General features: G+C 37.4%; 10 protein-coding genes. 1 reads left to right on the forward strand and 9 read right to left on the reverse strand.

Going from position 1 to position 15,822, the window contains the following annotated elements:
- Nucleotides 1–71: 71 nt before the first annotated feature.
- The 9 genes from AC1DKZ_RS26000 to iolG all read right to left on the reverse strand — a co-directional run bounded on the left by AC1DKZ_RS26000 (nt 72) and on the right by iolG (nt 13,969).
- Nucleotides 72–419, reverse strand: a complete 348-nt coding sequence (locus AC1DKZ_RS26000; protein ID WP_476997364.1) for a hypothetical protein — start codon at nt 417–419, stop codon at nt 72–74.
- A gap of 82 nt (nt 420–501) precedes the next feature.
- A complete protein-coding gene (locus AC1DKZ_RS26005) occupies nt 502–4,458 on the reverse strand; it encodes a TIM-barrel domain-containing protein (protein ID WP_476997365.1) in 3,957 nt (1,318 codons plus the stop codon).
- A 903-nt stretch (nt 4,459–5,361) separates the two neighbouring features.
- Nucleotides 5,362–6,153, reverse strand: coding sequence for a 5-deoxy-glucuronate isomerase (locus tag AC1DKZ_RS26010; RefSeq protein ID WP_476997366.1), 792 nt, complete (start codon nt 6,151–6,153; stop codon nt 5,362–5,364).
- A gap of 104 nt (nt 6,154–6,257) precedes the next feature.
- On the reverse strand, nt 6,258–7,103 hold the full coding sequence (locus AC1DKZ_RS26015; RefSeq protein WP_476997367.1) for a class II fructose-bisphosphate aldolase: 846 nt from the start codon (nt 7,101–7,103) through the stop codon (nt 6,258–6,260).
- 88 nt (nt 7,104–7,191) lie between these two features.
- Nucleotides 7,192–8,088 (reverse strand): myo-inosose-2 dehydratase, encoded by an 897-nt coding sequence (gene iolE, locus AC1DKZ_RS26020; RefSeq protein ID WP_476997368.1) that lies wholly within the window; start codon nt 8,086–8,088, stop codon nt 7,192–7,194.
- 121 nt (nt 8,089–8,209) lie between these two features.
- The gene (gene iolD / locus AC1DKZ_RS26025; RefSeq protein ID WP_476997369.1) at nt 8,210–10,144 is read right to left on the reverse strand and encodes a 3D-(3,5/4)-trihydroxycyclohexane-1,2-dione acylhydrolase (decyclizing); all 1,935 of its coding nucleotides are present in this window, start codon (nt 10,142–10,144) and stop codon (nt 8,210–8,212) included.
- Between the two features lie 154 nt (nt 10,145–10,298).
- Nucleotides 10,299–11,762 (reverse strand): CoA-acylating methylmalonate-semialdehyde dehydrogenase, encoded by a 1,464-nt coding sequence (locus tag AC1DKZ_RS26030; protein ID WP_476997370.1) that lies wholly within the window; start codon nt 11,760–11,762, stop codon nt 10,299–10,301.
- A gap of 78 nt (nt 11,763–11,840) precedes the next feature.
- Nucleotides 11,841–12,839, reverse strand: a complete 999-nt coding sequence (gene iolC / locus AC1DKZ_RS26035) for a 5-dehydro-2-deoxygluconokinase (RefSeq protein ID WP_476997371.1) — start codon at nt 12,837–12,839, stop codon at nt 11,841–11,843.
- Nucleotides 12,840–12,943: 104 nt separating this feature from the next.
- Nucleotides 12,944–13,969, reverse strand: coding sequence for an inositol 2-dehydrogenase (iolG, locus tag AC1DKZ_RS26040; protein ID WP_476997372.1), 1,026 nt, complete (start codon nt 13,967–13,969; stop codon nt 12,944–12,946).
- A gap of 492 nt (nt 13,970–14,461) precedes the next feature.
- Here iolG and AC1DKZ_RS26045 point away from each other — a divergent pair, with 492 nt between their 5' ends.
- The gene (locus AC1DKZ_RS26045; RefSeq protein WP_476997373.1) at nt 14,462–15,742 is read left to right on the forward strand and encodes an MFS transporter; all 1,281 of its coding nucleotides are present in this window, start codon (nt 14,462–14,464) and stop codon (nt 15,740–15,742) included.
- Nucleotides 15,743–15,822: the final 80 nt, after the last annotated feature.

Below are 15,822 nucleotides of genomic sequence, written 5' to 3' on the forward strand. Positions count from 1 at the left end.
ATGTGTCAGGGTTAACGGATCAACCCTAACACAACTAAGGTAATAAGATATATTTATGTTTATTTCTCTACTTAAGCAGGATTCTTGGCAAAAACTTCTACCTCTGCAACAGATAACATAAGAGGACCACTGTGCGATTCCTGAAAGTTAATCGATAACTTTGTAAATTTAGTTCCAATCGGTATAGCAGCCTCCGCTAAATCGAAAGTTATTGATTTAGCGTCAACTTGAACACTTTTTGTACCTAAATCATACTCTTTTCCAGATTCAGTATATACTTTGACACTTAGTGTTTTAATTTTACCGTTTGTGTATTGCGGGCGATTATAAACGATAAATTTATCCAATTCTTGTGGTTTAGTAAAGTCAAAAGGTAACGGTAAAGAAATTCCGTCTTTTTCAGTGAGATTCCATTTCAATTCCGTCAATCAGCTTGGCAAAAGCTGCTGCACCACCCTGCATCTTTTCCCCTTCACCAGTAACTAACATATCTTTATCCGATTATTGTAATTCCTTTGGCTTTTGTGGCTGTTCCACCTCTCCAGGTTCTTGGCCAGGATTTAAAACCTCTCCTATTTTATCAATAGTGTCAAAGGCTGTATTAATCAGTAAGGACCTGGTTATCGGCATATCAAATTGAAGATCTTTCTTAGCCTTTAACTTAATCGTGGCCAATGTCTTCGTACCTTCTAATGTATTTTGTGTTCCCTTATTGGAAAATGCAGCCATAATTCGTTGTTCAGGCTTTCCAATCCCCGCAAGTAAGGAATAATTCAACATATTAGCAGTTTCATTGGAAGCTGAAACAATATTTTTACCGCAAGTCCCGTCAGGCTTACAATCTTTTACTAATTCATATTTGTTAGGGTCTAGCTTTAGTTCTAAGTTGAATGCATTAATATCCTTTAATCCTGCCCCGATTATTTCTACGAAAAATTCCTCTCCTGCTTTTAACTCCTGCTTACTAGGTCTAATATCCAATAATCCGGCAACCGGTTTACCTGTTGCTTGAAGTGGTTTTTGTCCCAATTGTGATGCTACATACATTAAATCGTATGCGTCTATTACACCATTGAAATTAATATCCACCTTTGAAACCTGCTCCCAAGCTTCCGTTTTATCAACACCCATATAGCTGGCAAAGAAAAGCAGATCAGCTTCATCAATTACGCCATTTGGTATATTTTCACCAACTACCATTCCTTCAGTTTTATCCTTTTTGTATGGTCTGAATTCCATTGCACTTCCAAAGCCACCTACAGAGTTTGTAATGGTCAACTTAATATACCTTGCAGTAATATTCCCCTGAAAATCAATAATTTTCGTTTTGTCATTTTTCTCAAATGTTCCATCAGTGATGACGTTTTTATAAGTTTTTCCATCTAAACTTATGTCTAAATTATATTTTAATATCGTACCATTTCCTGCATTTGGTCTTGGAATATACTCAAGCTTATCTAATTCATAAGCTAACTTCATATCAATCTCAAAAGTATGTGGCAGTTTATTACCCGTATCTCCCCATGCCGTATGCCACATTGTTTCATCTTTTCCATCGACAGCTAGAGATGCTTCTTCCCCTGGCTGTTCACTATCAGCTTTTGCCGTCATATCCTTAGGGACATTTCTGTATCGATCAAGCTTCGTTCTTATTTTGATCTCGTCACCCCAGCCTGATGATCCTTTTGTATTCGTTGCTCTTACTCGATAAGAATGTTCTGTATCAGATGTTAAACCTGTATGAAGATAGGATGGTGCTTGCCCACTATCACTTGACTTAAACACATTTGTATGAACAATACCATCAATCATTAAATCATATGTTGTATTCGAGCCATCAACCTTGTTCCAATTTAATTTAATGTCTCGATCAGTAGTGTTAGCCTCATCAGCTTTTATCCCTGATGGAATCGTTGGTACTTCTTTATCTACTACATCTTTCTTTTCGGTATTATCGAAGCCATCAACTGTAAATGTTATTTTATTTTTCGTAATATCTGTTTTTCCAACCTTAATATATAATTTTGGTGATGTAACAATGTCAGTCTGTTCAAATGGTGAGCCTTTTGTAGAATATTTGTTCAGGTTGGGCTTTTCATTATAGAAGTACACGTTCTCTGAATTGTTATATTCCTCTTCATTCGTAACTTTCCTTAATGCAACATCTTTGTTTCCAACTTTAACCTTTATATCCTTTGGACTTACACGTGTATTAACAATCGCTTCTGTGCCCCTATTTTTAACCATCCCTTTATAGCCTTTTCCTTTTGCGATATCAACGGTTATAACAGCTTTTTCCTTGATTACCTTTGAAGTGACCTTCGTTGTTGTATTTTTCTTTTCCTTATACTCAACAGTTTTACCATCATCTTCATATAGAGTAAACTCTGATTCTCCCGATGGATAAACATCAAATATTCTATTTTCCGAACCATTTAATTCATTAATAGAATTATTTTCTGGTGCCATTGGAATAATTGCACCAGCCTTAACAAATACAGGGGTCTTCCACACTGGGGCATTAAAATTATGAAGGACCGAACCTCCCTGATATTGCTTACCTGTAAAATAATCGATCCAAACTTGATCTTTATCTGGAAGATAAATATCGTTCCTTACTTCAGCATCATTAGAGTTTCCATCATATATTGGCGCTACTAATAGATTTGGCCCCCACATATATTGATACTGTGTTTGTGTCCCGTACGTATATGGATCCTTCGGATACTCTAACATCATCCCTCGAACCATCGGCATGGATTTTGATGTAGATTCCTCAGCAATCGTGTAGATATAAGGCATCATTTGTGACTTTAATTTTAAATACATCCTATTAATCGATGTATATGGTTCACCATAATTCCATGGATTTTTAGATTTACTGTAATCATTGCCTCCTGATGCCCAGCCATCCATATCAATTTGGATTGGCGTGAATGCCTTCCATTGGAAATCACGTGTCTGCACTTTTGGATCTCCGCCAAATATACCATCCATATCTGATCCAACGTTTGGATTTCCTGATAATCCTGCACCAATGTAAGTAGGGATATGCATTCTGATGTACTCCCAATTACCGCCATATTGATCACCTGACCATAATGTAGCATAACGCTGCGTACCAGCCCACCCATCTAGCGAAATAACAAATGGACGTGCACCACCTGAATTAGCATCTTTTTGAATTCCTTCTGCTGCTTGGCGTGTGGCATTTAAAGCCATGGAATATCCTTGCCAAACCCATGCAACATCCGTTTTTATTGCTCGAATACCAGCTTTAACTTCCCCGTCAAGGTCTCTGCGTAAAGGGCTATCTCCAGGTAAATTAGGGTCTGGATAGAGATTACTTTGTGTCCATAAGCCTACCTCTACTTTTTGGTCATTTGCTTTATCAACAAATTGCTCCAAATTATCCAATCCGCCATACCCGCATCCATACCCGTCATTTGGTAAAATCCATCCTAAAGGCATATCGTTATCTACATATTGATTTAATGTATTTAACCCATTAGTTAGGAGTGTTCGTTGGTCCTTATGACCATTATGAGTTCCATTAAAACAATCAGCATGTCCTAAATAAAAACCAGTTTTTGGCATAAGGGCCGGTTTCCCGGTTAATTCTGTATATTCGCCAATGATGTTTGGAAGGGAATCATCTACAAAATAATAAGCATCAAATCTGTCTTCATCGTGAGTAAAGGTAGACGTTTTGGTAAAATCATAAACACCCGGCTTAAAAGTATTTCGCATGACTCCGTAGCCCTCAGTGCTTAAATAGAATGGGACTGGACTTGATGCAGCTCCTGCATCCCAACCTCCCCCGACTGCAATATTTATGGAATTATTCTTATGGGCATAAAACCCATTCTGTTGACCTCCACCATAAAAATATTCACTTTCTTTTGTGCCGAGGGTTTGAACAGTACTTCCGCCCGAATGTTTTAGCGGTTCACTTTCACTCCAAAGAATCTTTGCTCTTTTTTTATCGTACAAGCTCATCTTTGAAGTAGCTTTATCTACCCTTAACTCTAAAGCATTAGTAGATATTTTATAGGCATTCTTATCTCTTTCATCGACCTTAATGTTAATTTCTCCATATTCCTTTTTGTAATCGCCAACATTTTTGTCGATAATTTTCGTCTCATGCTCAGGTTGATTTGGAGTTGGATATTCTTCAAAAACACCCTTTGGGTCCAAATGCAATCGAAAAACATTATTTTTTAGAAAGTTAATTTTTATTTTTTCTCCTGTTTCTAAGTCAAAGAATACGTTATTTCCTTCTTTCGTAACCTTAGTAATTTTACCTATAGCCTTATAGGTTTGATTGTCAGATACATTATTAATGGAGTACTCCTTTTTAATTGCAGTTGCAGATGCTGTTGGAAGCATAGTAAGCAACATACCCACTGATAAGGATAAGGTTACCAGTTTTTTAAACTTAGCTCGACGTCTTAGCATATTCTACCTCCGAATGTAATAATGGTTTACCGAAAATGAATACTAATAGTCTTTAACTCTTCGTATGGATAATTGGCGTACCAATTCCTAGTGGATCCAATCGCAAGAGAAGAAAGACAGTCCCCTTAAAAACTTAAAAGCTTGCAATTTATCCTGTTTATGAATAACGATCTTTTTTTGACTTGCAAAAAATCATTTATAACACCATCCCTTATATATTTTTATATTTTCTTATCCGAACATATAGTAATTTTGAGTAAAACCTTTATAAAGTCTTAGTTTGAGATTATATGGTGAAAGATAAAATTTGGTATGCTGGAAGATTACGTAAAATTTATATTGATAGGGAATTTGTGATTGAGAAAGATTGTCGATGTATACTAGAGGAATATGCTGTTATTATCAATTCAGCCCTTCGTTTCTTTTCTATTTGTAATGTCCTTTCTGCTTATTGGGATGCATTTTCTGTTTTATTTCTAATATAAGATTTATCATCTCCTCTGTTCTAATTATAATTAAGCGAATTTTCTAACATTTATAATATATAATAAATCGGGTTGATGGGTCAACCCTTTAATGCAAACATTCTGATAGGGGGAGTGTCACATCGCTATCAAGCTAAAAAAATAAAGAGTGAGAGGAATTCATCAAACCTGAAAATTACCTATTGCTATCTAGTAGGTAGGAGATGAATTTCCCTTTCTGCGCATAAATAGGAAAACGAGCACCCTATCGCTATGATTAGGAGTGCTCGTTTTTATTTTTATGGATAATTATCGAATCAATATAGTCTCTCCTAGTAAGTAAAAATTAAATCTACTTCTTAGAAATTTCGTAACTTTATCCTAAAAGATTCACTTCCTACTTTTTTATACTTTTTTGCACCAGATCCTTTATTTTCGTCTATTCCTTTTCTGGCCAAATTTTCGCGTTTGGTTCTAATAACCACTTGTGGTCTTCCTCCATGATACGATCATTCCATGGATTATTCTCAAGATGTCGAATCATCCAACAAAAATACATTGCATATCCAGGCGCAGTTGCTTGCGGGTGGTCTAGCTCACCTGGAATCGTAATAAAGCTATTATGTACGACGCGATGAGCATCCTCCCCAACCATTGCACATCCAAATCCCTGCGGCTTGTTAAAGCGATAATAATATACCTCTGGCTGGTCATGATGATGTGGTGGGTAACTGGACCATCCCCCTGGATAAGAAATAACTTCTCCTACTACCATATTAGAATATGCTGCATTGTTATAGTCAAAAATTGTCCGAATAACACGCTGCGCTGTTCCCTCCCATACTCCATCTCCAGCTACAACACTTTGACACTCATTTGGAGTATACAACTTAGACGCAAATTCTTGATCATTATCTGTTTTTTGAACAAGCACTTCACTATCTGACAGAGCAGTAATTGTAACCTTCACATTTTTAGCCACATGTAAACACCAAGGGTTTTCTTCAAAAACAGACTGCCTTTGAATAACTTGTTCCATTCCATCCCACTCTAAACGTATTGCCCCTTCTAGTAAAAGTACTGCCGTTTCATTCTTATTATCAAATAGCAACTCTTCTTTTCCATTAGACATCTTATATATGCCTATATCCATTAACATATCACTGCATTGACCGTTCATTTCTGTTAATATATTATACCCTTCATTTAATTCACCTAATTTTCCTAACACGGCTTTCTCCCCCTTTTAATTAATGGCTACTCTATAATTCTCTATCTTTGTCAGCTAACTAAATTTCGAGTTTCTTCTGATATTAATGAAGAAAACCTTTCTGGTTATGCTTTGTTTTCACTTCCGAATATGAGCATATGATTTTTAACGTTTTCGTATGCGGCCTCAATTACATCTTGATGATATGTAAAGTAATCTGAATAAGGAGTATTTAGGGCAGCGGTGTTAACCGCAGCAATTACATTCTGAAACGTCGCTGTTGCTACATTAATTTTACGAACACCATGTTGAATACATTGCTTGAAATCCTCTGGACTAATGCCAGAACCACCATGTAATACGAGAGGAATACGAACTACCTCATTAATCTCCTGCAAGCGGTCTAATCGTAAATCAGGATCTCCATTGTACATACCGTGCGCATTTCCAATCGCAACAGCTAACGCATCAACGTCTGTTTCTTCTGCAAATCGTTTTGCTTCTGTAGTGCTTGTCAGTAACATTTCAATATCTTCTGATCCGTCCTCACTACCACCTACTCTGCCAATCTCAGCTTCTACCGTCGCTCCGTACTGTTTCGCAAGCGCTACAATTTCTATTGTCTTTTGGATATTCTCCTCTAACGGATAGTGAGAGCCATCAAACATAACCGAACTAAACCCAATTTCTAATGTCTCTTTAATCTTTTCAAACGTCATACCATGATCAAAGTGAACTGCTACTGGGACAGTCGCTTTTTTCGCCGCAGCAACCATCAAAGGACCAATCAGATGAATCGGCGAATGATTCAAACGAACTTCCGCAATTTGTAGAATAAGTGGAGAACGCAACTCTTCTGCTGCTTTGATAGCTCCCATTACCATTTCCATATTAGCGACACTAAAAGCCCCGACCCCATAATTCTCTTCATTTGCCTTAATTAAAATACCCTTCATTTGCACTAATGGCATTACACATTCACCTGTTTCAATATTATTTATTAAATAGAAAACAAACGTTTCGTCTTTTTACTCCTTATGTAATCTCACCATGCGGAAATTAAAGACCTGCTTTCTCTTGTATAAATTTCCGGGCTTTTAATGCATATTCAAAAGGATTCGCTAAAGCCGGGTCTTGCTCTGCTTCTACTACAAACCAACCCTTATAATCAGAGTTTGCAAGGATAGTAAACACTTCATCAAATACAATTACGCCATCTCCGGGAACTGTAAATGCACCATTCTTCACTGCCTGTAAGAAGCTTAATTCGTTTTCCTTTACATCATCTACTACTTCTTGGCGAATATCTTTTAAATGTACATGTTTAATACGAGGTAAATATTTTTTCAAAATATAAAGCGGCTTTTCTCCTGAAAAAACAAGATGACCTGTATCAAAAAGCAGGGATACAAGCTCTGGATCCGTCATTTCCATTAACTTTTCAATTTCTGCCGTTGTTTGAACACCCGTACCCATATGATGATGGTATACAATATGTAGCCCCTTTTCCTGAGCTAATTTACCGAGGTGATGTAACCCATTTGCAAGCTTATCCCACTCTTCTTCTGTAAAAACGGGCTTGTTTTGAAATAGCGGTACATCCATTAAACCTTGAATACTATGTCCTTGCTCTGAAACAACGATGACTTTTGCACCCATATCATGCAAGAAATCTCTATGCTTAATAAATGCTTGTACCGTCTCTTCAAGTGGCCTCGTTGTCAAGAACGCACTAAACCATGCGCTAGCAATCTCTAGATTTCGTAATTCCAAAGATTTTTTCAATACAACTGTATTTCTTGGATATTTATTCCCTACTTCACTTCCATTAAATCCAGCTAGTGCCATCTCACTAATACATTGTTCAAACGTATTTTCTGCTCCTAGCTCCGGCATATCATCATTTGTCCAAGCAATTGGTGCAATCCCAAGCTTAATCGTGTTTTCTTTGAACATCCCCTTGTCTCTCCTCTTTGTAAAATGTTATAGAGTTTCGCTAAATTCTCCTATCTATTCGTTAAAAAGAGAGCTTTCTATAAATATGCATGTAGATAATATGCTCTCTTTTTGCCCTAATCTAATAAGATCTTGCCTTTTGCAAGTTAGTTACTTTACTCTCATACGCGGCTTGTACACTTTGACTATTAGATACTTCTGCAACACCTACATGCCACCATGAATCGTATCCATTTGTCATTGTTTTTGGTAATACTTTAATATCAATCAATGTAGAAGCTGTTTGTTTTTTCGCATCTATAAGCGCTTCCTGTAATTGTTCTATCGATGTAACATGATACGTTTTTACGCCATATCCAGCCGCGCTAGCTGCAAAATCTATTTTCATAATAGCCCCGTTTAATTTACGAGTTTCCTGGTTTCGGTAGCGAAACTCTGTTCCAAAGCTCCCCATTCCGTTACCCATTTGTAAGTTATTAATGCAGCCAAATCCGGAGTTATCAAACAATAAAACGTTAATTTTTTTGTTTTCTTGAAGACTTGTTACGAGCTCAGAATGAAGCATTTGGTAACTGCCATCCCCTACCATTGCATATACTTCTTTCGATGGTTCAGCTAGCTTTGCACCAAGTGCGCCTGCAACCTCATAGCCCATACAAGAGTATCCATACTCCATGTGATATGTATTTGGTTTTCTGGGTGCCCACATTCTTTGTAAATCACCTGGAAGACTTCCTGCCGCACCAACGATGATTGCATCTTCATCAAGTAGTGTATTCATTTGTCCAATGACCGCAGTCTGTGTTAATTGTGTACCTAGTGCGTCTACATACTCATTTAAATTCTCATCGAAATGACCTTCAACTTCTGGTTTAAAATCTTGATTTGTAAAGCGAATATTATGTAGACGTGCTAATTCTGTTTTCCAAGCCTCTTTTGCATCATCAATTTCTGATGTATAACTAGATTGATAATCAATTGTTTGTAGTTCATCAATTAGAGCAAGAAGCGCTTCTTTTGCATCTGCTATAACCTTTAATGCATCGAGCTTGTTCGCATGGAATTCTGAAATGTTAATGTTTAAAAACTCAACCTCTTCATTCTGAAACAATTGCTTAGATGCCGTTGTAAAATCAGTAAATCTCGTCCCGATTCCAATAACAAGATCCGCTTCCTTTGCAATTGTATTGGCTGCTAAATTTCCAGTTACTCCGATGCCGCCAAGATTATATGGATGGCTGCTTTCAATCGCACTTTTCCCAGCTTGCGTTTCTCCAAATGGAATGCGGAATGCTTCAGCAAACTGTTTCAGTTCCTCTGCTGCCTCTGCGTACCTTACACCACCACCACAAATCATAATTGGCTTTTTCTTTTTCTTAATCATTTCCACCGCATCCGCTAAACTGGCTTTTGTAGGGAGACGACGCTCAATACGGTGAACACGCTTTTGGAAGAAGTAAGTTGGAAAATCCCATGCTTCCCCTTGGACATCTTGTGGTAAGCAAATTGTTACAGCTCCTGTATCTGCCGGATTCGTTAAAACACGCATGGCTTGAATCATAGCTGTCATCAATTGTTCAGGACGATTTATCCGGTCCCAGTACTTACTTACCGCTCGAAAAGCATCGTTCGTAGAAATAGATAAGTCATGTGTTTGTTCAATTTGTTGAAGAACAGGATCCGGTTGTCTCGTTGCAAATACATCACCTGGAAGTAGTAAAACGGGAATATTATTTGCAGAAGCAGTTGCAGCAGAGGTAATCATATTTGCTGATCCAGGACCAACAGAAGAAGTACATGCCATAATTTGTTTTCTATGTTTTTGTTTTGCAAAAGCCATCGCAGCATTTGCCATCCCTTGTTCATTTCTTCCTTGATATACTTCTAATTCCCCTGCGTCTTCTTCTAAAGCTTGACCTAGGCCAACTACATTTCCATGGCCAAAAATAGTAAAGATACCCTTAATAAGCTTTTGTTGCTCTCCATCAAACTCTACGTATTGCTGATTCAAAAATTTCACCAATGCTTGCGCCGTCGTCATTCTAACAGTTTGCATTTTATTTGCTCCTTTCTATCTCTATCAGTCATTCTGCATATGAAAAAGGAGTATCAGGAATTTGATAGACTCCTAATACTTCCTTCTTATGTTTTACTACTTCCGTTACTTTCGCTTACAAGCAACTAGAGAGATTCTACTTCTCTCTTAATGATTACTTTTCCCAGCGAGATGTAAGCATTTTCTTTCTAGTATAAAACTCAACGCCGTCCGTACCGTTTGCATGAAGGTCACCATAGAAAGAGTCTTTCCAACCAGAGAACGGGAAGAATGCCATTGGTGCTGGTACCCCAACATTCACACCTAACATACCTGATTCAATTGTTTCACGGAATTGACGTACACTTGCTCCGCTATCTGTATAAATACAAGCTCCATTTGCAAAGCGAGACTCATTCGCAATTTCAATTGCTTCATCTAATGATTTCACACGAACAATGGATAAAACAGGAGCAAAAATCTCATCTTGCCAGATTTTCATTTCTTTTGTAACATGGTCAAAAATTGTTGGGCCAACGAAGTATCCAGCTCCTTTTACAGCTGTATCTTCGCGTCCATCACGAACTAATGTAGCGCCCTGTTCTACACCTGAATCGATGTAACCAATTGTGCGCTCTTTATGATTATCACGAATAACTGGTCCTAAAAATACATCTGCATCAAGACCATTGCCGATCACAATTTTATTTGCTTCTTCTACTAGTCTTCCAACTAATTGATCTGCAATTTCTTCTTCTACTGTTACAACTGAAGCAGCCATACAACGCTCACCAGCTGAACCAAATGCAGCACTAATAATTTGCTTTGTTGCTAGTTCAAGATTCGCATCATTTAATACAATGGAATGGTTTTTCGCACCCGCTAATGCTTGAACACGTTTTAAGTTTTCTGTTCCTTTTTTGTATACATATTCTGCGACAGGCTGAGAACCAACAAATGAAATTGCCTTCACTAATTTATGTTCAAGAAGACCGTTTACTACATCGTGTGCACCATTTACGATATTTAATACACCTTTTGGTAAGCCTGCTTCTTCAGCTAATTTGACTAATTTTGCTGCTAGAAGTGGTGTACGCTCTGAAGGTTTTAACACAAATGTATTACCGCAAGCAATCGCAAGTGGGAACATCCAGCATGGAACCATCATAGGGAAGTTAAAAGGTGTAATCCCGCCTATAACACCAATTGGGTAACGATACATACCAGACTCAATACCTGTCGCAATATCAGGAAGCTGTTTTCCCATCATTAATGTAGGAGCACCTGCAGCAAATTCCACACACTCAATACCACGAAGAACTTCACCGTAAGCTTCGTTATAGCTTTTTCCATTTTCAATCGTAATAAGTTTCGCTAACTCTTCCCAGTTCTCTACTAGTAATTGTTGATATTTAAATAGAATACGAGCACGTTTTGGCACAGCTGTTTTAGACCAAGATTTGAATGCCTTATTTGCTGCTAGTACAGCTTGTTCAACATCTAATTTTGTTGAAAGTGGTACCCGGGCGATTACTTCTCCTGTTGCAGGATTATATACAGCTTCCATCTTCGTTGAAGAGGATTCTACCCATTCGCCGCCAATGTAGTTTTTTACAATTTGTGCTGTTTGTACTGTCATATTTATTCTCTCCCTTTTATTTAATGTAGAAGCGTGTATAAGATACGCCCCTTACTTGATTACTCATTTATGATGTTTCTATACAATTTCCTCAGCTATTTCCATGAATGCAGAAATCTCCGCCCTTGTTGGCATTGCATCCGAACAGCTATGTTTAGAAATAACAATGGAAGCAGAAGCACCACCTAATCGCATCGCCTGAGGAATTTCAAGCCCTTGCATTAGGCCATAAATAAACGCAGAAGCATACGAGTCACCAGCGCCAAACGTCTTTAATACCTTTGTTTTAAAGATACCGCCGCGGTGCGATTGACCGTCTCTCGTATAAGCGATTGACCCATCCCCGCCGTGCTTAATTACAACGATTTTTGCATGATGAGAAAACCATCTTTCAGCCGTAACTTGATCATTAGATTCCTCGTAGTTTAATAGTTTTTCCATCATATCGAATTCTTCACGCGTTCCAATAATGACATCCGACTTTTCAGCCGCTAGATTGTAATACACAGCCGTTTCAGCTTCTGACTGCCATGTATAAGGGCGGTAATCCACATCAAAAAATACGACTACATCATGCTTACGCGCATATTCTAGCGCTAAAAATACCGCCTCGCGAGAAGGACTTTTCGCTAAAGCTGTTCCTGAAATTAAGAGAGCTTTTGATTGTTTAATATAGTCCTCAGATACTTCTGTTGGATCAAGATTTAAATCGGCGACATTGTCGCGGTACATTAAAATACTGCAATCTTCAGGGCTTTTAATTTCTGTGAAAGCTAAACCTGTCACTGCACCAGTACGATCAATACATATCTGATCTGTATTAATATTGTTATCCTTTAGGTATCCTGTAATAAAGCGGCCCATTTGATCATCGGACACTTTACCGATAAATCCTGTTTGTAAGCCAAGACGCGCCGCACCAATTGCGATATTCGCAGGAGATCCCCCCACATACTTAGTAAACGTTCTTGTTTCTTCCATAGGACGTTGTGTTTCATTGGCATTTAAATCAACGCATAAACGTCCAACTGCAATTAGATCTAATGGACAATCTTCTTTAAAAATAAGTGGATTCATTGCTACTACCTCCCGTGCTTTATGTAAAGGTAAATGATATGGTTCAGAAATTTTATGGCCATACTATTCACCACTCTTTAACTATTTAGAAGTAAGCGCTCTCTTTATTGATTTAAAGCAGGCTGTTTATGCTCAATTTGAACAGGTTTTCCTGTTAGTAAAGATTCTTTCGCGGCCTTCGCAATTCGCTCCGCTTGTAACCCATCATTACCACTGCAAATAACAGCTTGTCCTTCTATAATTGACTTTGTAAATTGTGTTACTTCTTCAATGTAAGCCTGCGTATAGCGCTCTAAGAAGAAATAAAGTGGCTTATCTTTTACAACACCTTCTGTTTTTGACACTTGTACTGTTGTCGGACAGCAATTATCAGCAGCGACCGCTCCTTTTTCACCAAACACCTCAAGACGCTGATCATATCCATAAACAGCTTGGCGGCTATTATCAATTACCCCTAATGCTCCATTCGCAAATTTCAATGTGACAATTGCTGTATCAACATCATTTGCTTCCTGAATGGAAGGATCAATTAATGTTGTTCCATATGCAAATACTTCAACAACTTCACTATTCATCACATACCTAGCCATATCGAAATCATGAATCATCATATCCATAAACAATCCACCTGAAGAACGAACATATTCTATACTTGGCGGTTGTGGATCTCTAGACGTAATTTTTAAAATATGTGGGTGTCCCACTTCTCCTTGTTGAATAAGATCATAGACTTTTCTGAAGTTAGGATCGAAACGGCGATTAAAACCTACTTGAAGAGATACTCCTTGTTCTTTTACTACTTCTAATGCATCTAATGTTTCTTCTACTGAGAAACTAACTGGCTTTTCGCAGAAAATATGTTTTTTCGCAAGAGCCGCTTCTTTAATAATTTGCGCATGTGTATTTGTTGGTGAACATATAAAGACAGCATCAATTTCTGGATCTGCTAATAAATCCTGATAGCTAGTTGTCAAAGTGGAAATCCCTTTATCCTCAGCCCACTTTTCTAGATGACTAATCACTACATCTGAAACCGCTTTAATTTTTACTTGTGGCATAAGCTGCAAATTATCAACATGCAGTTTCCCAATTCGTCCAGCACCAATAATCCCAATCGTTAAAACATTCATATGATTTCTCCCTCTTTATTTAAATTTAAGAAACAAAATGGAAGTCTATAAGGTTTAGCGTATCAAATTAAGTTAAGCGCTTTCCCTATTTTTCTTCATTATACACACTTGATTCTAAATCGAAAACATTTTTATTTTTTTGAATACTTTTCTTTTCATCCGAATTTCAAATTTCCTCAACAAACGTAATCCATGCATCTACAAAGTAATAATAAGAAACAAATAATCTAAACAGCTACAAAAATACTCTTTTAAAATACTGATATAACAAAGGAAATTAAGCCTTTTAAATAGTAAACTCCCATCTATAAGTTATTTCTTTCTTTTCATACTCACAATTATTTTAGTGTCCGATAAGTAAATAGATTGCACCCTATGAAAGAAAGTTGTAAATTGTCAAAAAATTTCATTGACGACCTCATAATGTAAGCGTATACTTTTTTTATCAAAAAGAATTAAGCGCTTAACCAAAAAATTATCGGTGGTGGGAGAATGAACGCAATGAGTTCAAACAAAACATTTATGGACAAGATTGGTATCCCTTCTAATTTAACTTGGGGATACATAGGGATTATTGTTTTTATGATTGGGGATGGTTTAGAACAAGGATGGTTATCCCCTTATCTCGTTGAGAATGGCTTAACGCTAGAACACGCTGCTTTGCTGTTTACTATTTACGGAATTACTGTATCTGCTTCTTCCTGGTTTTCGGGGGTATTTGTACAAATGTGGGGACCAAGAAAAGTAATGACGTTTGGTTTAGTATCATTCATTTTAGGCTCCATTGGGTTCATCGGTATAGGAATTCAACATATGAATTATCCCGTTATATTACTTTGCTACGCTCTACGAGGATTTGGTTATCCCTTATTTGCTTATTCTTTCCTAGTTTGGGTATCTTACAGTACTCCTCAGCAAATGCTTTCAAGAGCAGTTGGTTGGTTCTGGTTCGTATTCCAGCTTGGACTTAGTGTTATCGGGGCCTTCTATTCTAGCTATATGGTTCCTAAAATCGGAGAAATCGCTACTTTATGGAGCGCCTTAATTTTTGTTGTCGTCGGGGGATTATTCTCAATTGTTGTAAATAAGGACAAATTTAAAGCACAAACCGTAAGCTCTAACAAATCAAGTGAATTACTAAAAGGCATTACCATCGCATTTGAAAATCCTAAAGTTGGTATAGGTGGTATTGTTAAAATTATAAACTCGGCCGCTCAGTTTGGATTTGTTGTTTTCCTGCCTACTTATATGATGAAATATAATTTTACGATGACTGAATGGCTTCAAATTTGGGGTACTCTATTCTTTGTAAATATGGTATTTAATATTATTTTTGGTATTGTTGGAGACAAGTTTGGTTGGGTAAATACGATTAAATGGTTCGGAGGAGTCGGTTGCGGAATTGTAACTCTTGCACTCTATTATGTACCACAAATGGTAGGACATAATTATTGGGCAATATTATTTGTTGCATGTTGCTACGGAGCAACACTTGCCGGTTATGTACCTCTTACAGCTTTAGTACCATCTTTAGCTCCTGAAAATAAAGGAGCCGCGATGTCTGTCTTAAATTTAGGTTCAGGATTATCAGCTTTTGTTGGTCCATTAGTAGTAACTGCCTTCATCGGTCCATTAGGTGTAGGCGGCGTGATGTGGATCTTTGCTGGGTTGTACTTCTTTGGTGCATTTTTAACTCATTTCCTTACTATTCCAAAGAAGAATGAGATGAAACAGGATTTAAATACGAAAAGTGGAGAGCAATTCTCAGTATAAACTCTAAATAAAAAGAAGGTCATCATAACTGTACATGGTTACGATGACCTTCTTTTCGTTACATTCAAGTGGGCTATTAA

The organism is Bacillus sp. 05T21 (assembly GCF_056396785.1).

Bases quoted from the DNA above. Each gene is read 5' to 3' on its own strand.
- AC1DKZ_RS26005 (WP_476997365.1), bottom strand. From the start codon at position 4,458: ATGCTAAGACGTCGAGCTAAGTTTAAAAAACTGGTAACCTTATCCTTA.
- AC1DKZ_RS26015 (WP_476997367.1), bottom strand. From the start codon at position 7,103: ATGCCATTAGTGCAAATGAAGGGTATTTTAATTAAGGCAAATGAAGAG.
- iolE (WP_476997368.1), bottom strand. From the start codon at position 8,088: ATGTTCAAAGAAAACACGATTAAGCTTGGGATTGCACCAATTGCTTGG.
- iolD (WP_476997369.1), bottom strand. From the start codon at position 10,144: ATGCAAACTGTTAGAATGACGACGGCGCAAGCATTGGTGAAATTTTTG.
- AC1DKZ_RS26030 (WP_476997370.1), bottom strand. From the start codon at position 11,762: ATGACAGTACAAACAGCACAAATTGTAAAAAACTACATTGGCGGCGAA.
- iolC (WP_476997371.1), bottom strand. From the start codon at position 12,839: ATGAATCCACTTATTTTTAAAGAAGATTGTCCATTAGATCTAATTGCA.
- iolG (WP_476997372.1), bottom strand. From the start codon at position 13,969: ATGAATGTTTTAACGATTGGGATTATTGGTGCTGGACGAATTGGGAAA.
- AC1DKZ_RS26045 (WP_476997373.1), top strand. From the start codon at position 14,462: ATGAACGCAATGAGTTCAAACAAAACATTTATGGACAAGATTGGTATC.